Below are 24445 nucleotides of genomic sequence, written 5' to 3'. Positions count from 1 at the left end.
ACAACTCCTCGCCACCTGGCACGGCACCTGCCCCACCTGCAGACGCCCCACCGCCCACCGCAAACCCAGACCGAGCTAACAAAGCACTACTAGGCGCTCTCGCGGCGGCGGACGATCTCGGTGATCCAGGTCGGGGCGTACGGGGACGTGCAGTTCGGGGGCGTTGGGTAGTCCTTCAGCACCTCCAGGCGTTCGCCGATGGCGAGAGCGCGGGGGCGGTGCCCGGGGTGGTCGATGCCGATCTGCGCCAGGCAGTGGTTCATCGCCCACTGAAGGCGGTCCGGGGCGTCCTTCATGTCCGCCTCGATGACGTCCAGCAGGCCGTCGAGGTCGAGGCCCTCGGGCTTCTTCGCCACCCGCTCGGTGGTGAGCGCCCAGCCGGCGCTCGCGACCACGGGGTCCGGATCGGCGAGCCAGGCGAGCCGCAGCTCCTCGGCGTGCGTGCTCTTCTTCACCACATAGTTCACGAGCCAGTCGTGCACCTTGGGGGTACGCGCGTCGCGCAGCATGGTGTCCAGTTCCGCGCGGTCGAACGCCTTCGGGCGGCAGACCAGCAGGGCCAGGAGCCGCGCCGCGGTGTCGCCCGTGGCCCAGAGTTCGCGCGCGAGGTCCTGCTGCGTCTTGAGCCGCTTCGCGACCGCCCGCAGCTTGCCGAGGTTCACCCCGTGGTCGTCGCCGTGCTTCTCGTTGACCGCGCGAGCCTTCGGATCCTCCAGCGCCGCAAGCTCGTCCATGACCTGAGTCACCGTCGTCCCGACCACCACGCCCTCCGTCCTTCGCCCCTCGGAGCCAGCGTACGACCGGACATCGGCGTACGGATCCAGGCGACACCGGCCTGTCGGGCCGCGGTGAACCGCGTGCCGCCGGCGACGATCGGCCTGCCGAGCTACCTGAACTTGGTGAGGCAGTTCGCCGGGACAGCTGCCGCGGCTCCGCAGCGGAGCCCCGCGGCTGTCGACTTCCAGCCTGGCCCGAATATGCCACCCGCACCGCCGACTGGCGGCCATGCGCGCCCCGGTGAAGGCCACCGCCGCAGCGCCGGCACCTAACAAGGCACTACTAGTCCTTCCCCAGGCCGCGTTTGAGGCCGAGACCCCGTGAAATGCGGTGGCGGATCCCGCCGCCTGGCTCGGGTAGTGCGGATGGGCGCTTGCGGGGTTCGGAGACGCGGGGGGCGCCCGTACCGGCCGAGGACAGGGCTGTCGACGAGTCCGGGCCCCGCGGTCGGCCCGGGCCGTCGCGCCCTGACGAGTCTGCGTCCCGGCCGGACTGTCCTCGGCCTGACCGCCCCCGATCGGCCGCACGTCGGTCGGCGACGAATGTGCGCCAGCGGTCCCGTGTTTGGGGCAGGATGTCCGGACCGCCGAAGAACTCGTTCTCGGAGAACCCTGCCTGCACGGTGGAGACCATGTCGGCGAGTCCGGCGACACGGTGATCCCGTCCGTGGCCCAGTGCGCGCATCAACCGTTGATGCACCACCCTGTTTATGCCCCGCGGACGGTCGCTGAGCGTCACGTCGGCGTACGCCTCCCCGACCATCTCCCACCGCGACTTGAGCGCGTACCGGCTCACCTGGTCCTTGATCTTCCAGTACGTGACGCCCCAGTGCTTGTTGTCCTGCTCGAAATCGAGTTGGTGCGTCACGAAGGGCTTGTCCTTGAACCGGAGGCGGGGATTGCGGTGGTCCTTGAACCGCGCCACGCGCGCCTGGACGTGGGCGACGCCGGAAGCCTTGCCCACCTCGTCGTCCAGGCTCCGCCCCCGCAATCCCTTGCCGCGCGCCCACAGTTGGCGCGGCGGCTCGGGGTTGGCGTCGTCACGCCGGATGCCGGACCTGTAGTCGTGGGTGTAGTCCAGAACGTGGCCCCACTCGTGCACGGTGATCGATCCTGCGGCGGTGCCGATCGGGTTGATGTGCCTGTTGGCGCCGTTCAACACGTCGAAGATGAGGTTCCCCCGGTTGCCCTCGCCGAAGGTGTTGGAGTTGTAGCGGATCACGGTGCCTTCGCGGCGGCCCACCACCTCGGCGTGGACATGAGCCTCGTGCCGTCGGAAGTTCTCCATGACCACCGCCGCCAACTCCGCCTCCGGATGCCCGCGCGCGAGCGCGATCAGTGAGACGGCGAGTTCCTTGGCGCTCAGCAGATCGGCCGGGACGGTCGTCAGGTCCACGTGGACCCTGCGGTTCAGCGCGGCTTGCAGGGAGACCCGCAGGGCGTTCTCCACCCGACCCACAGATGTGGCGTCGCGCAGTTCGGTGAGCCAAGTCCCGCCGGAGGCCTGGGCGAAGGCGACTCCGCGCTCGGGGGAGCCGGAGAACCACGGCCTCGTGTCCGGCGCGCTCGGCGGCTCGGCGGGTCTGTCCTTCCAGGGACGCCCGTCACCGCCGCTCCCGGCCTCAGACGCCACGCTCGCACCCCCGATACCCGCACGATGACGAGAAGAGCGTCATTCCGGCGGATCACGCGGCAAAGCGCTCGGATCGAGCACGGTACCGCCTGAGGTGCGACGACAGCAGCAACATCATCGCGGCGGCCAGACCCCCGGGGTCGTGTCGTACTCGTCGACGTCCAGGATCGCGCCGGTCGCGGTGAGGAAGTCCAGGACCGTGCGGTCGAGGTGCCAGCCGAGGAGGTTCGGCGGTTCGGCCGCCCGGGTTTGTGGGGCGTCGTCGGCAGGCGCGTCGTCGTTGAAGTAGCGGACCACCTCCAACACGGCTGCGCAGTTCGCCGAGTCGTCTTCCGTGGCGAGCCGCCTAACCAGTTCCGCGATGCGTGGCGTGTGCGGGGCGAGCCGGTCGAGTACGCAGGAGATCTGCTCGTCGATCCGGAACCGCGGCTCTCGGCAGACCATCTGCCACTTGTGCGTTGTCGGAATGGCGGCGGGCTGGGTGGTCCGGCTCCCGCGGACCAGTACTTCGTCGGGTTCGATGCCGAGATGGGCGGTCATGGCCGCTGCGGACGTGCGTTTGCTGCTGAGCGCGAAGTAGAAGTACTGGCGCACAGGCATCCCGCGACCCTAGGCCGCCGAACGGACGGCCGCGCGGATTTTTCCCGCCGCGAGGCCGCACACGGTCGGGAGGGGCTTGTTCGCTGTGGGCGATCGGGGGAGGGGGTGGGAATGAATGGGGGCTCTTCATTCTTGAGTCAGGTCAGCGCAACGTACTGAACGGAACCGACTCCCAGGGGAGCCACCATGAGCGACACGACCTCCGGCATCCTGACCCTTCCGGTGCTGCCCCTCGACGACATCGTGGTGCTGCCGGGCATGGCGGTGCCGCTGGAGCTGGACGACACCGAGACCCGCGCCGCGGTGGACGCCGCGCGGGCACTGCCGGGGATAAGGGCCGGCAAGGGCAAGGCGCGCGTGCTGCTGGTGCCGCGCGACGAGGGGCACTACCCGGCGATCGGCACCCTCGGGGTGGTCGAGCAGATCGGTCGCCTGCCGAGCGGTGAGTCCGCGGTCGTGGTGCGTGGCACCGCGCGGGTGCGGATCGGGACCGGTACGACCGGGCCCGGGGCCGCGCTGTGGGTCGAGGCCACCGTCGTCGACGAGGGCCGGGCCGACGAGCGGGCGGAGGAGCTGGCGCGTGAGTACCGGGCGCTGGTCACCACGATCCTCGGCAAGCGCGGCGCCTGGCAGGTCGTCGACTTCGTCCAGCAGATCGAGGACCCGAGCGAGCTGTCCGACAACGCGGGCTACGCCCCGTACCTGTCGCAGGCGCAGAAGATCGAGCTGCTGCAGACCACCGACCTGACCGAGCGGCTGGAGAAGGTCGTCGGCTGGACCCGCGACCACCTGGCCGAGCTGGACGTCGCGGAGACCATCCGCAAGGACGTCCAGGAGGGCATGGAGAAGACGCAGCGCGAGTTCCTGCTCAAGCAGCAGCTCGCCGCGATCCGCAAGGAGCTGGGCGAGCTGAACGGCACGCCCGGCAGCGAGGAGGAGGACTACCGCGCCCGGGTCGAGGCCGCAGACCTGCCGGAGAAGGTGTTGCAGGCCGCCCTCAAGGAGGTCGACAAGCTGGAGCACGCCTCCGACGCGTCGCCGGAGAGCGGCTGGATCCGGACCTGGCTGGACACGGTCCTGGAGATCCCGTGGAACGAGCGGACCGAGGACGCGTACGACATCGCCGGCGCCCGCGACGTGCTCGACGCCGACCACGCCGGCCTCGACGACGTGAAGGAGCGCATCGTCGAGTACCTGGCGGTACGCAAGCGCCGCGAGGAGCGCGGCCTGGGCGTCATCGGCGGACGGCGCAGCGGCGCGGTCCTGGCGCTCGTCGGCCCGCCCGGCGTCGGCAAGACCTCGCTCGGCGAGTCCGTCGCCCGGGCCATGGGGCGCAGCTTCGTGCGCGTCGCACTCGGCGGCGTCCGGGACGAGGCGGAGATCCGCGGTCACCGGCGTACGTACGTCGGCGCGCTGCCCGGCCGCATCGTGCGCGCCGTCAAGGAGGCCGGGAGCATGAACCCGGTCGTGCTGCTCGACGAGATCGACAAGGTCGGTTCGGACTACCGCGGCGACCCGACGGCGGCGCTGCTCGAGGTGCTGGACCCGGCGCAGAACCACACGTTCCGCGACCACTACCTGGAGGTCGAACTCGACTTGTCGGACGTGGTGTTCCTCGCCACGGCCAACGTTTTGGAGGCCATCCCCGAGCCGCTGCTCGACCGGATGGAGCTGGTCCGCCTCGACGGCTACACGGAGGACGAGAAGGTCACCATCGCACGTGACCACCTGATCCCGCGTCAGCTCGACAAGGCCGGACTGGACGCGTCCGAGGTCGTGTTCACCGAGGACGCGCTGCGGCTGCTGGCCGGCGAGTACACCCGCGAGGCGGGCGTGCGTACGCTCGAACGGGCGATCGCCCGCGTGCTGCGCAAGATCGCCGCGAAGCAGGCGCTGGACGACGGTATCGAACTGCCGGTCGAGGTCGGGCCGACCGACCTGGTCGACTTCATCGGCCGGCCGCGGCACACGCCGGAGGCATCGCTCGCGAAGGAGGAGCAGCGTACGGCGGTGCCCGGGGTCGCCACCGGGCTCGCGGTGACCGGTGCGGGCGGCGACGTCCTCTACATCGAGGCGTCGTTGGCCGATCCGGAGACCGGGGCGTCCGGCGTCACGCTCACCGGGCAACTGGGCGACGTGATGAAGGAGTCGGCGCAGATCGCGCTGTCGTACCTGCGGGCGCGCGGTGTCGAGCTGGAGCTGCCGGTCGGGGACCTGAAGGACCGCGGCGTGCACATCCACGTGCCCGCCGGCGCGGTCCCGAAGGACGGGCCGAGTGCGGGCGTCACGATGACCACGGCGCTGGTGTCGCTCCTGACCGGGCGTCCGGTGCGGTCGGACGTCGCGATGACCGGCGAGGTGTCGCTGACCGGGCGCGTGCTGCCCATCGGCGGGGTCAAGCAGAAGGCGCTCGCGGCGCACCGGGCCGGGATCACCACGATCCTGGTGCCGAAGCGCAACGAGCCCGACCTCGACGACATCCCCGAGGCGGTCCGCGAGCAGCTGACCATCCACGCGGTGTCGGACGTACGCGAGGTGCTCGACCTGGCCCTGGAGCCGGCCGAGACGCGGCAGCGGGTCGCCGCGGCGTGACCCGGAACCGCCGCGGCGCCAGCCGCGGGCGGGTGCCCGGGCAGTAGGCACGCGACCCGGGCAGGACAGGAACAGGCCCCGTCGGGGCGGCCGTTGCACCGGCCGTCCTGGCGGGGCCTTCGTCTGTCCGGGGACGCGCCTCAGCCGCGCAGACCCCAGCGTTCGTCCAAACGGGTGTCGAGCGCTACGAGGTAGCCGCGCCCGAACTCGCCGTCCTCCAGCGTGTTCACCAGCACCTCCGGCAGGTCGTCCCGGTACTCCCCGGACACGGACGCAGCCGCCAGCGCGATCGTCGCCACCGTGTCGACATCGCCGGTGTACGCGACGCACGCCCGCAGCAGCCCGCTCGTCGTCGTGTGCGCGGCCAGCGCCGTCACCGCCGCCCGCGCGCTGTGCATGCCGGGCGACCGCACCTTCCCCCGCCACGCCTCGGTCCAGCGGCCGTACCCCTCCGGCTCCGGCGCGTTCTCCGCGAGCCAGCGCGGCAGCCGCGCCACCGGACCGAGGCCGTACCGGCAATAGTGCACCGCGTACGCCGCACCCAGAGCCGCCGCGATGCCGCCCGGCGAGTCGTGCGTGATCTTCGCCTGGAGCGTGGTGAGGCGCTCGACGTCGTCGAGCGACGGCAGCAGCCCGATGGCCCCCGCCCGCATCGCGGCGCCGCTTTTGTCGCTGCCGGGACGCAGCGCGTCGAGCAACTCCCGGCCGCTCCACACGCGGTCGAGCACCGAGCGGAACCCGGAGGCGTACCCGGCGCGCTCGTCGCGGTGGTAAGCGCGGACGAACCGCTCGGCCAAGTCCTCGCGCGTGGGCTCCCCGTCGAGGAGCCACTCGGCCACGGCGATGCTCATCTGCGCGTCGTCGGTGTACATACCCGGGCGTATGTCGGTGTGCGTCGGATGCCGCGCGTACGCCGTGAGAGTGTTCCCCCGGCGCACGAACTCCGGTGGTGCGTACTCGAACCCCGCACCGTACGCATCTCCGATCGCCAGTTCGAGCAACAAGGCCGCAACCCCCAAATCGTCGTGGGCGACCGCCATCTGGTGTCCCTCGCAGGAGTGATGCTCCTCGCGCCGCAGCGGAGTGCGAGACGTTTCGGCGTCCCGGCGGATACCGTCGACGGTGATCACACGTCACTCATCGCGCGTGGGTCAACCGGATTAGCGGATCAGCGGGTGGCAAGTCCATGATCATCGCATCCGGCGGTGCGGGGCACGCGGCGCCGGCGGATCGACCGTTCGACCGAAAGGCGGGGGAATCGTGGAGCGACCTTCATGGGCGCCTGAGGAAGACGACCAGACCGAGTACCGCCAAAGGGACGCCCTCATGCACCTGCCGCGCGACCATGCCCGGCCCGCCACCGCCGGGCCCGCCCGTGCTCTGCCCCCCGCCACCGTGCCCCCTGTCATCGTGCCCTCCGCCATCGTGCCCTCCGCCCTCGTGGCTTGTGCCACCGCGTCCTCCGCGAGCCCGACCTCCGCCGCCCCGCCCCCCTCCGCCCGCCGCACGTCCTGCCCGAGCCCGCTCGTGTCCGCGGAAGCGGGGACACCTACATGAGTTCGCGCGCCGACGACGCCTCACCGGGCGCCGCCGGTGTGGCGGCGGGCCTCGGCACCCCCGGCACCGTCCGCGACCAGGCCCCCGACGAGGCCGACGCACCCGGCGAGTTCGCCCGGCAGTGGGCCAAGACGGTCGAGGCCACCGGCTGCGTGCCGCTGCCCGCCGACGCGATGTACGGCCGACTGCGCGAGCTCACCCGGCGCCTGGGCGACGCCCTGGACACCGACCCCTTCCACGCCACCGAAGCGCGTGCGGTCGGCGAGGAACTGGTCGCCGCGCACTTCACCGGCGCCGGACTGCTGGAGCGCACCTTCGCGCTGGTCGGGCACTGGTGGCCGCGGCTGCGCGAGCACGCCTTCACCGAGCGCCGCGACCCCGACGACTACCTGCTGCGGGTCATCCAGCTCCAGGGCGCGCTGGCCGCCGGATATGCGGAGGCGCTGCGCGCACGCACCCTCGCCGAGCAACAGGCCGTGCACTCCGCGGTCCTGGACGCGCGCGAGCTGACCGAGCAGGCGCTGCACAGCAGCGAGGCCCGCTTCCGCGCGGTGTTCGAGCAGTCGGGGCTGGGCATCGCGATCGGCGGCATCGACGGCGTCGTGCTGGACGTCAACCCCGCCCTCGCGCAGATGTTCGGGGCCGCCCGGGCCGACCTGGCCGGGCGCCCGATGCGCGCCTTCATGTTCGCGGACGACCCGCCGCACATCCGGCAGTGGTACGACGAGCTGGTCCGCGGCGAGCGCGAGCACTTCTCCACCGAGAAGCAGTACCTGCGCGCCGACGGCGAGCCGCTGTGGACCCACCTGACCGTGTCACTCGTACGCGACGCGGCCGGCTCGCCGCAGTACCAGGTGGCGATGATGCAGGACGTCACCGACCGGCACCGCCTCTACACCCGGTTGCGCCACCAGGCGCAGCACGACCCGCTGACCGGCATGCCGAACCGGGCGCTGTTCTTCGAGCGGTTGGAGGCGCTGTTCGCCGGGCCGGGCACCGCCGACCGCGTCGGCCTGTGCTACCTGGACCTGGACGGCTTCAAGGTCGTCAACGACAGCCTGGGCCACGACGTCGGCGACCAGCTGCTGATCGCGGTGGCGCGGCGGCTCGACGCGTACGTCGCCCGCGCCGGGCACCTGATGGCCCGCATGGGCGGCGACGAATTCGTCGTACTGGTCGAGCACTCGGCGGGTACCGGCCAGGTCGTCGCGCTGGCCGAGGGCATCCTCGCGGCACTGCGCGAGCCGTTCCGCATCCGCGGCCACGACCTGTCCGTCAGTGCGTCGATCGGCATCGTGGAGCGCCCGGTGGCCGGCACCGGCCCGGCCGACACGATGCGCGCCGCCGACATCACGCTCTACTGGGCGAAGTCCGAGGGCCGGGGCCGTTGGACGGTGTTCGACACCGAGCGCAATGACCGCGAGGTGGCCCGCTACACGCTGTCCGCCGAAATGCCGGCGGCCTTGCAGCACGGCGAGTTCGACGTCGACTACCAGCCGCTCGTGTCGCTGTCCGACGGCTCGGTGCTCGGCGTCGAGGCGCTGGTTCGCTGGCGGCACCCCCGGCAGGGGCTGATCGGCCCGGACCGCTTCATCGGCCTCGCCGAGGAGACCGGCCTGATCGTGCCGCTGGGCATGTACGTCCTGGAGCGCGCGTGCCGCGAGGCCCGCCGCTGGAGTGACCTCGGGACGAACGGCCGCACGGGCTCGGCGGACCTCGGTGCCCAACTCCCCGACCCTGCCCCGTTCATCAGCGTGAACCTGGCCGAACGCCAGTGCCACGAGCCGGGGTTGGTACGCCAGGTCGAGCGCGTCCTCGCCGAGACCGGACTCGAGCCGCAGCGCCTGCAGTTCGAGCTGACCGAGTCGCAGATCATGGCGACCGACGGCGGCCCGCTGGAACGCCTGCGCGAACTCGCCGCGATGGGCGTGCGCATCGCCATCGACGACTTCGGCACGGGGTACTCCAACCTGGCGTACCTGCGCAGGCTCCCGGTGTGCGAGCTCAAGATCGCCGGCTCGTTCGTCGAAGGGCTGCGTACGCCGGGCGACGCCGACCCGGTCGACGCGCGCATCGTCGCCTCCCTGGTCGAACTCGCCCACGCGCTGGGCCTGACGGTCACCGCGGAGGGCATCGAGACGGCCGCGCAGGCGGAGCGGTTGCGGGCCATCGGGTGTGACGCGGGGCAGGGCTGGTACTTCTCGCGTCCCGGCCCGCCGGACCGCATCGCGACCCTCCTGGACGGCGTGCCGCGCGTGGGCTGATCCGCCGAAATCGCGCCGCCGGGACCGGACCCGACCCGACCAGGGGACTCACCCCGACGGCCTCAGCACGCCCGCGGGTTGCCGACGCGCGGGCGTGCTGAGGCTCGTTCCGCCCGCACCCCACCCCTCTGACCTCGTCTTTCGCGCACGACCGAGACCCTCGGCGGCACCCGGCTTCAAGGGTCTCGGACCCGTCCGCTCAAGATCCGTTGAACGGAGCTTGATGTCCGGTGGGCAGGAATTCAACCCTTTGGACGGGCGAAAACCGGCCGCCCATAAAGTGGTTCATGCTCGCTGATGTCCCTTTTGGTGCCATGTGCTGCGGACGACTTTGCCGATTCGGGGGAAAGTTTCAGCGCCATGTCGACACTGGAAATCTTCCTGCATTTCCATGGTCAACTTCCGATATGTCTTGCCTACCCGCCGGTTGATGCGGCACGTCTACGCGCGAAGCAGGAGACCGTGTCCTTCCCGTGACCTTTATGAGACCAACCGTCGTCCTCTTTCCTGCGGCCTGGACCACTATGGTTCCGGCCCAGGCAGCGCCGGATGTCCAGCATGCGGCGCCTGGGCAGAGGGACTTCATCCATGGCACGTACGAAGCGGGTAATAGCCGCGGTCGCGGTCAGCGTCATAGCGGCGAGCTCACTCGCGGCTTGCGGTGAGAAGAAGAAGGACAACAGCCAGCCGGGCGGTCCGAGCGGCGGATCCCCCAACACGGGCGCGACGGTGATCCTCGGCACCACCGACAGCAAGGTGACCTCCCTCGACCCGGCGGGCGCGTACGACCTGCCGTCGTGGACGATCTACTGGAACACCTTCCAGACGCTGCTGAGCCTGCCCGCGGGGAGCACCACCCCGACACCGGACGCCGCGCAGAAGTGCGAGTGGACGAACCCGAAGGTCTACACCTGCACCCTCAAGGACGGGCTGATCTTCTCCAACGGGACCCCGCTCACCTCCGAGGACGTCAAGTTCTCGTTCGACCGCATGATGAAGATCGCGGACCCCGAAGGGCCTTCGAGCCTTCTGGAGTCGCTGGAGAAGACCGACGCACCCGACCCGAAGACGGTCGTCTTCACCCTCAAGACCGAGGACGCGACCCTCCCGCACAAGCTCACGACCGGCGTCGGCATGATCGTGCCGTCCGACGAGAAGTACCCGGCGGACAAGCTCCGCGAGGACAACGTGCTGGTCGGCTCCGGGCCCTACAAGCTCGACAACTTCAAGCCCGACGAGGAGGCCGCCTTCTCGGTCAACGCCTCGTACAAGGGCGACGCGAAGGCGGCGAACGGCAAGTTCGTCATGCGCTACTACGCCGAGGCGTCGACGCTGAAGCAGGCCGTCCAGAAGGGCGACGTCGACGTCGCCTTCCGCGGGCTCACCCCCACCGACGTCGCCGACCTGCGCGGCAAGGCCTCCGGCGGGGGCTACCAGGTCATCGACGGCGAGGGCACCGAACTTCGCTACATGACGTTCAACGTCACCACCGCGCCCGCCGACCAGAAGGCGGTCCGGCAGGCCATCGCCCAGGTCGTCGACCGCGAGGCGATCGCCAAGAACGTCTACAACGACACCGTCACCCCGACGTACTCGATGATCCCGAACGGCGTGCAGGCGCACACCGACGCGTTCAAGGACAAGTACGGCGCCCCCGACAAGGCCAAGGCCAAGGCGTTCCTGGACGCCGCCGGCATCACCCAGCCGGTGAACATCACGCTCTGGTACACGCCGACCCGCTACGGCGCCGTCACCGCCGACGAATACGTCGAGATCAAGCGGCAGTTGGAGGCAAGCGGACTGTTCAAGGTGGACCTCCAGTCCACCGAGTGGCAGCAGTACCAGACCGACTACAAGGCGGGTAAGTTCGCCGCCTTCGGCCTCGGCTGGTTCCCGGACTTCCCGGACCCGGACAACTACACCGCGCCGTTCCTCTACAAGGGCGGCTACTTCAAGAACAACTACGACAACCCCGCGGTCAACGACCTGGTCACCAAGTCCCAGGGGCAGACCGACCGCAAGGCCGCCGAGCCGACGTTCGCGGACATCCAGAAGCAGACCGCCGAGGACGTCCCGGTGCTGCCGATGTGGCAGGGCAAGCAGATCGCGGCCGCGCGTACCGGTGTCACCGGCGTCAAGGAGACGCTCGACCCGTCGTACATCGTCAGGTTCTGGATGATCGGCAAGCAGTAGCAGGCAGCGCTGTAGCTCCGCACGAGGGGGCGTCGGCCGGACGGAACTCCCGCCGCCGGGAGACCGATCCGTACGACGCCCCCGCGCCGCGCCCACGAGGAAGTCCGACACATGAGTCAGAAATCCGGGTCGCTGAGCCGGTACATAGCGATGCGCGTGCTGCTCGCCATCCCGATGATCTTCGTCCTGCTCACCCTGGTCTTCGTGATGCTCAGGGTGGCCCCCGGCGACCCCATCAGCGCATCTGCGGGCGGCGCGAAGCTGTCCGACGAGAAGATCGCGGAGCTGCGGCACGCGGCCGGCTACGACAAGCCGCTCATCGAGCAGTACGGCACGTACCTCGCCGACGTCGTGCGGCTCGACTTCGGCAAGTCCATCTCCACGAACCAGGACGTCGGCGACGTCATCCTCGACAAGGGCGGCGCCACCGTCACCCTGGCCACCGGCGCCCTGCTGTTCGCGCTGGTGATCGGCATCCCCGTCGGCCTGCTCGCGGGACGCTTCCGGGACAGCGGATTCGACGTCTTCGCAAGGCTGTTCGGCATCATCACGTACGCCGCACCGGTGTTCGTGGTCGGCCTGCTCGCCCAGCAGCTCTTCGCGACCAAACTGGGCTGGCTGCCGCTCGACGGCCAGACCGACCCGCTCATCGCGAACGACATCCCGGCCACCACCCACATCCTCATCCTCGACGCGATCTGGGTGAACGACTGGGAAGTCGTCTTCAACGTCCTGTGGCACCTGATCCTGCCGGCCTGCACCCTCGGCTTGCTGATCGTCGGCGTGTTCATCCGCATGGTCCGCATCAACCTCATCCAGACGCTGCGCGGCGACTACGTCGAGGCGGCGCGCGCCCGCGGCATCCGCGAACGCGACGTCGTCACCAAGCACGGCTTCCGCAACGCGCTGGTACCGGTCGTCACCGTGATCGGCCTGCAAGTCGCGCTGCTGCTCGGCGGATCGGTGCTCACCGAGAAGACCTTCAACTGGCCCGGACTCGGCAAGCAGCTCATCGAGTTCCTCAACAGCCGCGACTACGTCGCGGTGCAGGGCATCGTCACCTTCATCGCCCTCGTGGTCGTGGTGATCAGCATGCTCATCGACATCATCAACGCGCTGATCGACCCGAGGGTGCGGTACTGATGGCCAATCTCCCCACCGAACTCGTCGCGCCGCTCGCCGACGAGGTCGAACCGCCCAGGCGGTCCTCGCACGGCGTGCGCCGCGTCCTCGCGCCCATCCGCGAAGCCCAGGGCCTCGCCCGGTTCATGCTGTGGTCCGGGCTCGCCATCACCGGCATGTTCGTGGTGATCGCGGTCTTCGCCCCGTGGATCGCGCCGTACGGCCACGACAGCTACGAATCCGGCGGCGAACGCTTCCCCAAGCAGCAATCGCCGGGCGGCGACCACCCGTTCGGCACCACCGTGCAGAACTTCGACGTGCTCTCGCGCGTCGTCTGGGGAGCCCGCACGGCACTCGAAGTCATGGTGTACGCCGTCGCGTTCTCGCTCTTCGTCGGCGTCCTGCTCGGCCTGCTCTCCGGCTACTTCGGCGGCTGGCTCGACCGCATCCTCGTGCTGGTCATGGACACGCTCTTCGCGTTCCCGTACCTGCTGCTGGCCATCGTGGCCGCGTTCATGTTCTCCGACGTCCCCGGCGGCGGCGTCGTCACGGCGGCGCTCGCCATCACGGTGGTGTACATACCGCAGTACTTCCGCGTCGTGCGCGCGTCGACGCTGTCGGCCCGCGAGGCGACGTACGTCGAGGCCGCCCGCGCGATGGGCGCAAAGCCGCGCACCATCATCAGCAAGTACGTGTTCTCCAACGTCATCCAGTCGGTGCCGGTCATCACGACGCTGAACGCCGCCGACGCCATCGCCACCCTCGCCGGACTCGGGTTCCTGGGCTTCGGCATCCAGCCGACCGAGGCCGCGGAGTGGGGGTACGACCTCCAGCGCGCGATCCCGGACCTCGGCGCCGATATGTGGTGGACCGCCACATTCCCGGGTATCGCCATCGTGTTGGCCATCCTCGGCTTCACCCTGGTCGGCGAGGGCCTGAACGACGTCATGAACCCGTCGATGCGCAAGCGGCGGATCCGCCCTGTCGTGATCCCGCCGATCACCAAGCCGCGCGCGACGGTCACGCTCGCGGGCGGACCGCGCGACGCGAACGCGGGCCCGGAGGAGGGCGACGGCCCGGCCGCCGACGTGGGCGTACCGAAACAAGCCGGGGCCAAAGAGCAAGCCGAAGCCACAGGACAGACCAAGGCCGAGGAACAGGCCGAAGCCGCAGCGCAAGCCGAGGCCGACGATCGAGCCGAGACAGGGGAGGAGACCAAGTGACCTCCGCAGACACCGAAAAGGGTGCGTCCCGGGACGCCGCGCCGCCGTCCGACCCGGGCCCCGGCCCGGCCGGAGACCTCGCCGCGCCCGTCCTGTCCGCGCGTGACCTGCGCGTCTGGTATGGCAGCGAGCGCGGCCCCGTCACCGCCGTGGACGGCGTCTCGTTCGACGTACGCCCCGGCGAAACCCTGGGCCTGGTCGGCGAATCCGGCTGCGGCAAGTCGACGCTCGGCCGCGGCGTCCTCGGACTGCTGCCGCCCGGCACCGCCGTCGACGGCGAAGTGCGGTTCGGCGGCCGGAACCTGGTCGGCATGCCGCCGCGCGAGCTCCAGCGCCTGCGCGGCCCGGAACTCGGGCTGATCTTCCAGGAGCCCATGACCCGGCTCAACCCGCTGATGCGTGTCTCCGAGCACTTCGAGGAGGCGCTGCGCACCCACAACCGCGAACTCACCAAGGCCCAACTGCGCGACAGGGCACTGGAGTCGCTGCGCGGCATGGGCATCCCGGCGAGCCGCTACGAGTCCTACCCGCACGAGTTCTCCGGCGGCATGCGGCAGCGCATCATGATCGCGCTTGCGCTCGTGCTGCGCCCGGCCTTCGTGGTGGCCGACGAACCGACCACGGCCCTCGACGTCCTCGTCGAGGCGCAGATCATCCAGATCCTCGCCGACCTGCGCCGCAACTTCGACACCGCGCTCGTCCTCATCACCCACAACCTCGGCATCGTCGCCGAGGCGTGCGACCGGGTCGCGGTGATGTACGCCGGCCACATCGTCGAACAGGGCGACGCCCGCGAGGTGTTCGCCAACCCGCAGCACCCGTACACGCAGGAACTGATGCGCTCCACGATCTCGCTCGGCACCACGGGGCTGCACTTCATCCCCGGCTCGCCGCCGGACCTCGCGAACCCGCCCACGGGCTGCCGGTTCCATCCGCGCTGCCCCAATGCGATGCGGGTGTGCCCCCAGGAGCCGCCCCCCGAGGTCACGCTGCCCTCCGGCAGCCGGACGACCTGCTGGCTCCCGGTGCCCGACATGACCACCGCGGAGGGACGCCGTCCGCTCGAGGCCGAGGAGATCAGCCTTGCCGACGAAGCCTGACATGCGAAAGGCGGCTCCCACCGCCGATTCCCCCGCCGCCGCACCGAGCGGCGAACCGGGCGGAACTCTGGACAGCAACCGGGGTGAAACCCTTGTCGAAGTCACCGGCCTGAAGGTGCACTTCCCGCTGCGCGGCGGCCTGTTCCAGCGCGGGGTGGCGGCCGTCAAGGCGGTCGACGGTGTCTCCTTCACCCTCCGCAAGGGCGAAGTCCTGGGCCTGGTGGGCGAGTCCGGATCCGGCAAGACGACCCTGGGGCGCACCCTGCTCGGCCTCAACCGGGCGACCGGCGGCAGCATCCGCTACCGGAGCCGCGACCTCGCGACCCTCAAGGAGTCCCAACTCCGGCCGATGCGCCGCCGGTTGCAGATGATCTTCCAGGACCCGCACGCGTCCCTCAATCCGACGATGGACATCGCGACCGCGGTCGGGCACCCGCTGCTCGTCCACCGGCTCGTCACCGACCGGGAAGAGCGGCGGCGCAAGGTCGCCGAGACCCTGGAGCGCGTGGGGCTCAGCCCGGCCGAGCTGTTCATGGACAAGTACCCGTCCGACCTGTCGGGCGGTCAGAAGCAGCGGGCGGTCATGGCCCGGGCCATCATCGCCGGGCCCGAACTCCTCGTCGCCGACGAGCCGATCTCGATGCTCGACATGAGCGTGCGGGCCAAGATCCTGCAGCTCTTCCTCGACCTCAAGAACGATCTCGACCTGACGTACGTCTACGTCACCCACGACCTGGCCAGCGCCAAGTTCTTCTGCGACCGCATCGCCATCATGTATCTGGGCCGGATCGTCGAGATCGGCACGACCGCGGAGATCTTCGCGAACCCGAGGCACCCGTACACCAAGGCGCTGCTGGGGGCGATCCCCGACCCCGAAAAGGCGGGCGTGCCGCGCAACTTGCCGCGCGGCGAGGTGCCGGACGCGGTCCTCCCGCCGCTGGGCTGCGCGTTCCACCCCCGTTGCCCGGTGGCCGTGGCCTCCTGTGGATGGGAGGCACGCGATCTCGGGGCGCTCCTGGAACGGCACTGGCTGGTCGCGGGCGAGGACGCGCGGGTCGCCGAGTCGGCGATCTTCGGCCGCCCGGAGGAGCTGGGTGTGGCCGGACCGCGCCAGATTCTGCTCACCCCGGCCAAGCAGACGACGGCCGCCCAGGTCGTGGACCTGCTCAAGCGGGTCCGCGAGAAGACCGCCGACGACCCCTTCTGGCGGGGCGTGACGGAGTGCGAAGTCCGGGGCGGCAAGGTGTACATCGCCTTCGCCGAGGCCAGTGACCCGCGTCTGCGCGTGGTCGCGGCCACCGCGAACACGGAGGCACCCGTCTCGGTGGCCTGCCATCTCGTCGAGTAGTGGATCAGCGGAGCACTCCGCAGGAAGACACGACCTAGCCGCCGAGGGCGCCCAGTCGCGTCATCAGGCCGAGGCTGTCCGAGACGACCCAGTACTCGGCGAACCGGTCGCCCTCGGCGCGCAGCATGTCGTGCCCGCGGAACGCCACCTTGGTCCCGGCGGGGGCCTGCGCGCCGGGGATGCCGCCTTGGTAGGTGCCGTGGAAGGTCCAGCGCGCGGCGAGCAGCTCACCGTCCACGACCGGGCCGACGTCGAGGGTGTTCTCGATGTCGGTGAACAGCGCGTGCGACTGGCGTACCTGGTCGGCGAGCTCCTCGGGGCCGTGGAAGTCGTGCGTGGGCCAGTGCCCGACGACGTCCGGGGTGAAGATCCGGCCCACGGCGTCGAAGTCGCCGGCCCAGACGTCGAAGAGCCACTGGTGGTACAGCGCCTTGAGATCGGTCATGGTCACCCGACTACCCGGAAGTGACCGGACGCCAACATGCCTTCCTCGGCCCGGGCGGGCGGCGTGTCGGTGCGGCCACGTAGCGTTTGACGTATCGGGGCGGGGCGCTCCGAGCGAGGCGACTGTGTAGGGGGCTTCATGTACCGCCAGGGCGACATCCTGCTGCTTCCCGTCGAGGAGCGGACGGTTCCGACCGGGGTGACCGCGCTGCCCGCCAAGCCGAGGGACGGGCGCGGACGCCTCGTGCTGGCACTCGGCGAGGTGACCGGCCACGCACACGCGGTCGTCGGCGCGGGCACGCTGTTCCTCGACCCGGAGCCGACCGTCATCGGCCACCTCAAGCTGGACGCGCCGACCCGCCTGGTCCACGAGGAGCACGCCGCGATCCCGCTGCCGAAGGGCTGGTACCGCGTCATCCGCCAGCGCGAGTACGTCCCGGGCGCGGTCCGCATCGTCGCCGACTGACGCGCGACGACCGTCCGGCGCCACCGCCGATCCGTGCGGCGATTCCGCGCGCTCGGCCGCGCGAAGGCCCGGTGTGCCGCGGCCGAACGTGCCAAGTTCCCCCGCATGGGGCCGTGTTCGCGGGCCGACGGCCATCGCGGATACTCACGGATACCCACACGGATTCCCAGGAGACCAGAATCGTGACCACCCCCGCCACGACCAGCGCCGCGTCGGCCGCCTCGCACCGGCAGGCCCCGCCCGAGCTGACCCTCGCGCACCGCGCCCTGCTCGCCGAGGTCGCCGACGAGTGGGCCGCGGTCGCCGCGGCGACCGGTGCGGCCGACCGGGCCGCCGCGGAGGCCGGTATCCGGGACGCCTACCGCGCCGCGGGGCTGGCCGAGCCCTCGAAGATCCTCTGGTACGACTCCCCGCTCGCCGCGGCCGTCGCCGCGACCGTCGTCGCCGGTTCCTTCAAGCCGCAGGAACTCGCCGCCGCCGGGCTCCGGGTGCGCGCCCCGGCCGGGTCGCGGGCCGGCCGGTGCGTACGCGACCGGCTGCGCGCCGCCGCGTGGGAGCGGGCGCGTACCGACGCCGCCGCGCTGCTCGGCCAGACGACCTGGGCCCAGGCCTGGCACGAGGTGTCCGAGCGGCTGTGGGCACCGACCACCGGCCTGGCCGCCCGGGTGCGTACGGGGGTGGAGGAGGCGGTCGAGGCCGCCGTGACCGGTCCGCGCACGTCGGCCACCCGGGGCACCGCCGCCCGCGGAGGCGCCGGCATCGTCGCGGGCCGCCCGGTCGCCGCGGAGACCCGCGCCGCCACCCTCGACGCGCTGGGCGGCCAGCACGACGCCGCGTGGCTCGCCGCGTTCGACGGCCTGCGCCGCTGCTTCCCGGCACTGGACGGCTCGCCGTCCGCCCCGGTGCTCGACGCCTTCGGCCGCGTCGCCCGTTCGGCCGGATGGTGGTGGCCGTACGAGAACTTCGTCCTCGTCGCCGAGCGCCCGACCATGCTGCACCGCGACGAGAACGCCCGCCTGCACAGCGGCGACGGCCCGGCACTGGCGTTCCCCGACGGCTTCGCGCTGCACGCCTGGCGCGGCATGCCCATCCCGGCCGATTTCGTCAGCGGCCTCGGCCCGCAGGGCAGCGGGCTCGACGCCGCCCGCATCCGCGGCGAGGACAACGCCGAGCTGCGCCGCGTGATGCTGGAGATCTACGGGTACGACCGCTACCTCGCCGAGGTCGGCGCCCGCCCGCTGCACCGCGACGAGACCGGTGTCCTGTGGCGCATCGAACTCCCGGACGACGAGCCGGTCGTCATGGTCGAGGTCCTGAACTCCACACCCGAGCCCGACGGCACGACACGCACGTACTGGCTCCGCGTGCCCCCGACCACCCGCACCGCCCGCGCCGGCGTCGCCTGGACCTTCGGCCTCACCGAGACCGAGTACCACCCGGCCCGCGAGACCTGAGGGTTCGGCTCAGCGGGGTGTCCCGACCCCGTGGGACCGGGGTGCGGGAACCCGCGCCGTTACACCGTCCTGGTGGTGGCGGCAGTCGTCCCGCGTGGTCAGCGGCCACGGTGTGAACGTCTCGTCCGGCCGTTGCAGGTAGATGTCGTGCTCGTGGGCGATGACGCCGCCGACCGGCTCGTCGACGAGCCGGGCGAGCACGTAGCCGGCGGCAAGGCCGGTGACGTCCCGGACGGTTCCCAGCGGCAGGAGCGACCGGGTCTCGGCGATGGCCTCGTGGTCGCCGGCCCTGATCACCACAGGGGTGGCCGGCGCGACGCCGTGCGCCGCGATCGCGACCGCGATGTTGTCCAGGTCGTCGGAGCCGACCGCGGCGATCGACCGTGCCTTGCCGAGACGGAGTTGTTCGAGGACCGTACGGTCGCCGCCGTGCCCGGTCATGACCGGGATGCCGAGGGACCGGGCAAGCCGCGCGGTCGCGGCGTGGGGGTCGCGCTCGACGCCCACCACGGGCACGCCGTGGCGCTGCAGTTCGGCACACAGCCGCAGCCCCACCTGACCCATGCCGACGACGATGACGTGGCCGGAACGCGGTAGCGTACGCGGACCGATCAGGCCGATGAGCTTCAGGCCGAGCATGCGCTCGATGACACCGGCGGTGAACAGCGCGCTGAACAGGAGCGTGGCCAACATCGCCGCACTGGCCGCCAGTTGGTAGCCGTAGGAGTGTGCGGGGGCGGTGGCCGGGCCCACCGCCGCGACGACGCGAGTGGCGTGGAAGAGTGCCTCGGCCGGGTGGTGGCCGTGGCTCACGAGCCAGGCCCAGTCGGCGAGTAGCACGGCGAGGATGCCCGTAAGGCCGATGACCAGCAGCCGGGTGCCGGCGTCGTGGGGACGCAGCTGGCCCGCGAAACGCCCCAGGCGGCGGCCCAGTTGCCGCCCGTGCGGTTGGCAGGCCCCGAGCCGGGGCCGTGCGTCCACCGCCGTTACGGCGCGCGTGCCCTGCGGCCGGTGATGGACGGCCAGGTTCGCCGGATCGATGCAGGGACCGGCGAGGGACGGCGCGGCGAGGTCCGCCGGCGAGGTGACGTCGCACTGCGGGAGCAGGCGCTTGAGCTCCTCGGAGACCGTGCGGTCGAAGACCGTGACGGTGACCGGCGCCTGCGGGGATATGTGCGCCACGGCCAGGGCGTAGCGCAGAGCGGCGACGTCGTCGTGGAGGAGGATGGCCACGCCGTCGGGCGTCGTGCGCAGGGCCGAGCGCAGTTCGCTGTCGTTCGGCTCCCCGAGATGGTGGACGGTGTGCTCGCGTGCGGTCAGCGATGCGCAGACGCGGCGCGCGAGGTTGGTGTCGCCGATGACGACCAGGCGGCGGTCGGCGGGCGGTGATCCAGGCCGTGCGGTGGTCACGAGAAGTTGTCCCGGGGGTCGCAAGCGGAGCCGCCGCAGCGGCGCGAAGCAGCTCACGGCGTCGGTCAGGGGCCTGACGACCCTAGCGCTGTGGCCGGAAAGGTTCACCGGCCCCGCTTGTAGCCAACTCGCGCGCCCCCGCCGGAACCGCGGCGGTTCGGACCGCCGTCCGAGTCGGGGGGAGGACGGCCTGCCCCTTTCACGAGGAGGCCACGCGGTGTCCAAGGTCATGACGTTCCTGGCGGTGTGCACGGCGGTCGTGGGGACCATCCTGTACTTCACCACCGATTTGTCGCTGTCGGAGTTGCTGGCGGTCGGCGCCGGCGCGCTGTTCCTGCTGTGGCAGGTCGTGCTGCTCACCGTCCCGTGGAGCCTGTACTTCCAGGCCAAGGCGGTCATCCGGGAGATCCACCTCGCGCGCGAGCAGGGCACCGAGGTGGCCGCCGCCCGCGAGGACGAGGCGGTACGCATCGCCGGGCGGCTCAAGTGGGCGGCGATCGGCGCGCATCTGCTGTCCGCCGCGGTGGTCGCGGTCATCACGTACGTCTCGGGCGAGGACATCGGCTACTACTTCTCCGGGTTCTACCTGCTGAGCACCGGATTCCGGCCCGCCCAGGCGTACTTCGCCCATCTGCGGCAGCGGCTGTTCGGCATGATGAACGAGGTCCGCTACCCGCACGAGAACGTCGTCGAGCTCCGCGCCCGGGTCGAAGCCGCGGAATCCCAGCTGGAGGCGTTGCAGCGGCGCGCCGAGGAACTTGCCGAGGCCGACGCGGCCGTCCGCGAGCTGGTGGCCGCGCACGAGGCGTCCGGCCGCGCCCGCGACGAGAAGCTGGAGCGCCAACTCGACGCCATCGGGCGCCGCTTCGAGGACACCGTGAACCGCCTCACCGACAACCAGGAAGTCATCGCGGGCATCAAGGCGTTCCTGCGGTTGCTGCGTACCGAGCAGGCCTGACGCGGGCGGAGGACCCACCTGGGAGACCTGATTGGCGGGTTGGCCGCGGCGGGACTGTGGGGTGCCACATGGGGAGGGTCGCCCCGCCGAGGTACCGTCACGAGGCAGAGATCCGCAGGAAGTGCCGCTCGGGCAGCCGGGGTTCCGCCGTCGTGAGGAGATGCCGCCGTGGGAGCGCTGGTCACGTACCGCCTTGAGGACGCCGTCGCGACCGTCACGCTGGACGACGGCAAGGTCAACGCGCTGTCCCCGGGCATGCTCGCGGAAATCGGCGCCGCCCTCGACCGGGCGGAGGCGGACGGCGCCGTCGTCGTGCTCACCGGACGGGAGCGGGTGTTCTCGGCGGGCTTCGACCTCCGGGTGCTCAGGGGCGGCGGGGCGGAGGGGTACGGCATGCTCATGGCCGGCTTCGAACTCGCCGCTCGCATGCTGGCCTTCCCCCGGCCCGTGGTCGTCGCCTGCAACGGGCACGCGTACGCGATGGCGGTGTTCCTGCTGTTGTCCGGGGACTACCGCGTCGGGGTGGACGGGCCGTACACGATCACCGCGAACGAGGTCGCCATCGGCCTCACGATGCCGCACACCGCCGTGGAGGTCTGCCGTCAGCGGCTCACGCCCGCGCACTTCACCCGGGCTGTGGTGAACGCCGAGGCCTACTCGCCGGCGGAGGCCGTTCCTGCGGGGTTCCTGGACCGGGTCGTGGCCGACGAGGAGTTGGCCGCGACGGCACGGGCCAAGGCCGTCGAACTCGCGAAGCTGGATTCGCAGGCGCACGCGGCGAGCAAACTGCGGGTCCGGGGGCCGGCGTTGGCCGCGGTCCGCGAGGCGATCGAGAAGGATGCCGTGGACCTGCGTGCGTCAGGCTGACGTGGTCGCGGGGACGCGTTCCAGGATGCCGCCGGCGAAGACGCCGTACAGGGGGAGCGACGGCATGTGGACGTAGCCGATGTGGCAGTCGCATGTCGCGTTGGGGCAGGGGCGTGGGCGCAGGGCCTGGCGGAAGGATCCGTCGTAGAGGTTCCCGATCACTTCAGGCACGAAGTGGCAGCGGCGGACGGTTCCTTCGCCGTCGACGCTGATGACGCTGTCGCCGGTGCGGCAGTCGCGCCCCAGGGACGGGTGCGCGTTGCGGCTGTAGCCGAAGTGGGGGTCGATCGCGGCCCATGCGGCCGCCTCGGCATCGGTGTAGGTGCGGCCTTCCGCGGCGTTGATCCAGAGATAGACGCCGGGCGGCAGGTCCGCACGCAACTTGCGTGCGGCGGACAGGTGTTCGGGTTGTCCGACGACGCCGACACTGAACCGCACCCCGCGTGCGCGCAGTTCACGGCAGCGGGCGAGGAAGCGGGCGTACGGCACCTGGTCCGGGTGGTACGTCGCCCACAGCGCCAGCCGCGTCAGGTCGGCCGCGTCCGTCCACCGCGGGTGCGCGCTCAGGTTGGTCTGGATCGCCACGCGCTCCACATGCGGCAGATGGCTCAGCTCGGTGAGGGCGCGCCGGTACCACGTGCGTACCAGGCCTTCGCCCCACGGGGTGAAGAGAACTGACACCCGCTCAGGGGCGTGGGCGACCCAGTTGGTGAAGCGTTCGAGCGCCGCGCGGTCGGTCCGCAGTTGCTCCGGCGTGTCGCGGCGCTTGGCGAACGGGCAGTAGCCGCAGTCGTAGTCGCAGGACGCCAGCGGGCCCCGGTAGAGGATCGTCAGCGGCCGCGCGGACGTCGCGCCGGGCCGGGACGGCCGGACGGGGAACGGCAGCGGGACGGTGGTCACCGGGCGCGGTACCCGTCCATCAGAGCGCCGGTGCGAGCGGAGAACAGGCGCGGGCCGATGGCGTCCGACCAGGCGAGGCCGTCCTCGGTCAGGCGCAGCCGATCGGCGGTGGCGGTCAGCAGGCCGGCGTCGGCGAGCGGGGAGAGTTCGTCCGCGAAGTCGTCGCCCGGGCCGGCGCCGGGCTGGGTGCCGAACCGGGCACGGTAGTCGGCGGTGTCGAGGCCTTCGGCCTGGAGGAGAGAGGTCAGGAGGTGCCGGCGGCGCTGCTCGGACGCGTCGAGGCGGTAGCCCACCCGGGCGCGCGCGAAGGCGGCCTGATCGAGCGTCACGTAATCGTCGATGATGGCCCGGACTTTGCCGATGCCCACCGCGTAGTCGAACGAGTAGTGCAGGTCCGAGGTGTAGGAGCGGGCGCCGCAGCCGAGCCCCACCATGCCGTCGCGCTGGCAGCAGTACGCGGCGTCGGCGTCGGTGCCGGTGTCGGCGTCGGTGCCAGGGGCCTTGTCGGCGTCGGCTCGGATCGCCGGGACGGCGTCCGCGCGGCGGAACATGCGCATGGACACCTGCTCGTACCCGGCGGCCCGCAGGTGGTCGCAACCGACGCGGTAGAGCGCCAGGCGGTCGGCGTCCCAGTCGGCGCGTGTCACGGCGCGTCGGCCGAGGCCGGTGAGCGGGCGCACGTACAGCGGGTACAGGTACAGCTCTTCGGGCCGCCAGGCGAGCGCGGCGTCGATCGACGCGATCCAACTGGCCCGGGTCTGGCCGTCGATGCCGTAGATCAGGTCGATGTTGAGCTCGGGGATCGCGGCGTCGCGGATCGCCGCGAGTGCGGTCTCGACCTCGGCGCGGCGCTGCGGGCGCCCCGCCGCGCGGGCCTCGGCGTCGTCGAACGATTGCACCCCGATGCTGACACGGGTCGTGCCGTGCGCGGCGAGTACGGCGAGCCGGTCAGGCGTGGCCGTGGCGGGGGACGTCTCGACGGACAGCGGTATCGCGGCGAGATCGGCGCCCATCACGTCGGTGGCAATGGAGAACAGCCGTTCAAGTTCCGGGGCTTCGAGGTACGTGGGGGTCCCGCCGCCGACCGCCCCGACCGCGAACCGGGCGCCGGGCAGGGCCTCGCGTACGGCGAGCGCCTGCCGCTCCAGCGCGTCGAGGTAGCGGGACACCAACTCCTCGGGCGCGCCGGTCCGGGTGAACAAGTTGCAGAACCCGCAGCGCATTTCGCAGAAGGGGATGTGGAGGTAGAGGAAGAGGGAGGAGAGATCCTGGCCCTGCCAGACGTCCCGCAGCGCCGGCTCGGGGGCGAGCGGCCGATAGGCGGTCTTGTGCGGGTACGAGTAGACGTAGCCGGCGTACGGGGACCCGAGCCCGGCGGGCGCCTCCGGCGCCGACGGCACGCGCGTGGGATCGGCAGTGCTGGGGGACCCCAGGGGCGGCATGGACGGGACCTCCGGCGGCGGGGTGACACGTACGGACGCGGACGGCCCCGACCCTACGCGGGAGGCCCGACAGCCCCCGCGCAGGGTCAGGACACG

Annotated in this window: 19 protein-coding genes; 11 read left to right on the top strand and 8 right to left on the bottom strand. The window is 71.3% G+C overall.

Annotated features, from left to right (window positions below):
* Positions 1–89 precede the first annotated feature (89 nt).
* The 3 genes from ACWD12_RS37460 to ACWD12_RS37450 form a co-directional block, all read right to left on the bottom strand.
* Complete coding sequence (locus ACWD12_RS37460; protein ID WP_450103353.1) at positions 90–734, bottom strand: DNA alkylation repair protein; 645 nt, start codon at positions 732–734, stop codon at positions 90–92.
* A gap of 325 nt (positions 735–1059) precedes the next feature.
* Complete coding sequence (locus ACWD12_RS37455) at positions 1060–2409, bottom strand: hypothetical protein (RefSeq protein WP_450103350.1); 1350 nt, start codon at positions 2407–2409, stop codon at positions 1060–1062.
* A 114-nt stretch (positions 2410–2523) separates the two neighbouring features.
* Positions 2524–3009: a DUF4279 domain-containing protein gene (locus ACWD12_RS37450; RefSeq protein WP_450103349.1), complete on the bottom strand. Its 486-nt coding sequence runs from the start codon at positions 3007–3009 to the stop codon at positions 2524–2526.
* A gap of 186 nt (positions 3010–3195) precedes the next feature.
* Between ACWD12_RS37450 and lon the strand changes: the two genes are divergently transcribed.
* Complete coding sequence (gene lon, locus ACWD12_RS37445) at positions 3196–5601, top strand: endopeptidase La (RefSeq protein WP_358361010.1); 2406 nt, start codon at positions 3196–3198, stop codon at positions 5599–5601.
* Between the two features lie 140 nt (positions 5602–5741).
* Here lon and ACWD12_RS37440 read toward each other — a convergent pair whose 3' ends face one another.
* Positions 5742–6731, bottom strand: a complete 990-nt coding sequence (locus tag ACWD12_RS37440) for an ADP-ribosylglycohydrolase family protein (protein WP_450103348.1) — start codon at positions 6729–6731, stop codon at positions 5742–5744.
* Positions 6732–7154: 423 nt separating this feature from the next.
* Here ACWD12_RS37440 and ACWD12_RS37435 point away from each other — a divergent pair, with 423 nt between their 5' ends.
* From ACWD12_RS37435 to ACWD12_RS37410, 6 genes are all read left to right on the top strand, one after another.
* Positions 7155–9422 (top strand): putative bifunctional diguanylate cyclase/phosphodiesterase, encoded by a 2268-nt coding sequence (locus tag ACWD12_RS37435; protein ID WP_450103347.1) that lies wholly within the window; start codon positions 7155–7157, stop codon positions 9420–9422.
* Positions 9423–10010: 588 nt separating this feature from the next.
* On the top strand, positions 10011–11615 hold the full coding sequence (locus ACWD12_RS37430; RefSeq protein WP_450103346.1) for an ABC transporter substrate-binding protein: 1605 nt from the start codon (positions 10011–10013) through the stop codon (positions 11613–11615).
* Between the two features lie 111 nt (positions 11616–11726).
* Positions 11727–12758: an ABC transporter permease gene (locus ACWD12_RS37425; protein WP_358361018.1), complete on the top strand. Its 1032-nt coding sequence runs from the start codon at positions 11727–11729 to the stop codon at positions 12756–12758.
* Complete coding sequence (locus tag ACWD12_RS37420; protein ID WP_450103345.1) at positions 12758–13960, top strand: ABC transporter permease; 1203 nt, start codon at positions 12758–12760, stop codon at positions 13958–13960. The genes ACWD12_RS37425 and ACWD12_RS37420 overlap by 1 nt, the downstream gene beginning before the upstream one ends.
* Positions 13957–15060: an ABC transporter ATP-binding protein gene (locus ACWD12_RS37415; protein ID WP_450103344.1), complete on the top strand. Its 1104-nt coding sequence runs from the start codon at positions 13957–13959 to the stop codon at positions 15058–15060. Before ACWD12_RS37420 ends, ACWD12_RS37415 begins: the two co-directional genes overlap by 4 nt.
* On the top strand, positions 15044–16408 hold the full coding sequence (locus ACWD12_RS37410) for an ABC transporter ATP-binding protein (RefSeq protein WP_450103343.1): 1365 nt from the start codon (positions 15044–15046) through the stop codon (positions 16406–16408). Before ACWD12_RS37415 ends, ACWD12_RS37410 begins: the two co-directional genes overlap by 17 nt.
* Before the next feature lie 34 nt (positions 16409–16442).
* Here ACWD12_RS37410 and ACWD12_RS37405 read toward each other — a convergent pair whose 3' ends face one another.
* Positions 16443–16853 (bottom strand): ester cyclase, encoded by a 411-nt coding sequence (locus ACWD12_RS37405; protein WP_358358011.1) that lies wholly within the window; start codon positions 16851–16853, stop codon positions 16443–16445.
* Positions 16854–16991: 138 nt separating this feature from the next.
* Between ACWD12_RS37405 and ACWD12_RS37400 the strand changes: the two genes are divergently transcribed.
* Positions 16992–17318: a hypothetical protein gene (locus ACWD12_RS37400; protein ID WP_358358010.1), complete on the top strand. Its 327-nt coding sequence runs from the start codon at positions 16992–16994 to the stop codon at positions 17316–17318.
* Between the two features lie 182 nt (positions 17319–17500).
* Complete coding sequence (locus ACWD12_RS37395; protein WP_435839116.1) at positions 17501–18772, top strand: DUF6745 domain-containing protein; 1272 nt, start codon at positions 17501–17503, stop codon at positions 18770–18772.
* A gap of 9 nt (positions 18773–18781) precedes the next feature.
* Here ACWD12_RS37395 and ACWD12_RS37390 read toward each other — a convergent pair whose 3' ends face one another.
* Positions 18782–20182, bottom strand: coding sequence for an NAD-binding protein (locus tag ACWD12_RS37390; protein WP_450103342.1), 1401 nt, complete (start codon positions 20180–20182; stop codon positions 18782–18784).
* A 217-nt stretch (positions 20183–20399) separates the two neighbouring features.
* Here ACWD12_RS37390 and ACWD12_RS37385 point away from each other — a divergent pair, with 217 nt between their 5' ends.
* Positions 20400–21140 (top strand): hypothetical protein, encoded by a 741-nt coding sequence (locus tag ACWD12_RS37385; RefSeq protein ID WP_450103341.1) that lies wholly within the window; start codon positions 20400–20402, stop codon positions 21138–21140.
* A gap of 168 nt (positions 21141–21308) precedes the next feature.
* A complete protein-coding gene (locus ACWD12_RS37380) occupies positions 21309–22007 on the top strand; it encodes a crotonase/enoyl-CoA hydratase family protein (protein ID WP_450103340.1) in 699 nt (232 codons plus the stop codon).
* Here ACWD12_RS37380 and ACWD12_RS37375 read toward each other — a convergent pair.
* Both ACWD12_RS37375 and ACWD12_RS37370 read right to left on the bottom strand, forming a co-directional pair.
* Positions 21999–22841: an STM4011 family radical SAM protein gene (locus tag ACWD12_RS37375; RefSeq protein ID WP_450103352.1), complete on the bottom strand. Its 843-nt coding sequence runs from the start codon at positions 22839–22841 to the stop codon at positions 21999–22001. The two genes, ACWD12_RS37380 and ACWD12_RS37375, sit on opposite strands and share 9 nt — an antisense overlap.
* Positions 22842–22903: 62 nt before the next feature.
* On the bottom strand, positions 22904–24349 hold the full coding sequence (locus tag ACWD12_RS37370) for an STM4012 family radical SAM protein (RefSeq protein WP_450103338.1): 1446 nt from the start codon (positions 24347–24349) through the stop codon (positions 22904–22906).
* Between the last annotated feature and the right edge of the window lie 96 nt (positions 24350–24445).

The organism is Streptodolium elevatio, from assembly GCF_053592165.1.
This window is presented reverse-complemented; position numbering and strand designations above follow the sequence as displayed.

Bases quoted from the DNA above. Each gene is read 5' to 3' on its own strand.
- ACWD12_RS37405 (WP_358358011.1), bottom strand. From the start codon at position 16,853: ATGACCGATCTCAAGGCGCTGTACCACCAGTGGCTCTTCGACGTCTGG.
- lon (WP_358361010.1), top strand. From the start codon at position 3,196: ATGAGCGACACGACCTCCGGCATCCTGACCCTTCCGGTGCTGCCCCTC.
- ACWD12_RS37400 (WP_358358010.1), top strand. From the start codon at position 16,992: ATGTACCGCCAGGGCGACATCCTGCTGCTTCCCGTCGAGGAGCGGACG.
- ACWD12_RS37425 (WP_358361018.1), top strand. From the start codon at position 11,727: ATGAGTCAGAAATCCGGGTCGCTGAGCCGGTACATAGCGATGCGCGTG.
- ACWD12_RS37435 (WP_450103347.1), top strand. From the start codon at position 7,155: ATGAGTTCGCGCGCCGACGACGCCTCACCGGGCGCCGCCGGTGTGGCG.
- ACWD12_RS37450 (WP_450103349.1), bottom strand. From the start codon at position 3,009: ATGCCTGTGCGCCAGTACTTCTACTTCGCGCTCAGCAGCAAACGCACG.
- ACWD12_RS37420 (WP_450103345.1), top strand. From the start codon at position 12,758: ATGGCCAATCTCCCCACCGAACTCGTCGCGCCGCTCGCCGACGAGGTC.
- ACWD12_RS37430 (WP_450103346.1), top strand. From the start codon at position 10,011: ATGGCACGTACGAAGCGGGTAATAGCCGCGGTCGCGGTCAGCGTCATA.
- ACWD12_RS37460 (WP_450103353.1), bottom strand. From the start codon at position 734: ATGGACGAGCTTGCGGCGCTGGAGGATCCGAAGGCTCGCGCGGTCAAC.
- ACWD12_RS37370 (WP_450103338.1), bottom strand. From the start codon at position 24,349: ATGCCGCCCCTGGGGTCCCCCAGCACTGCCGATCCCACGCGCGTGCCG.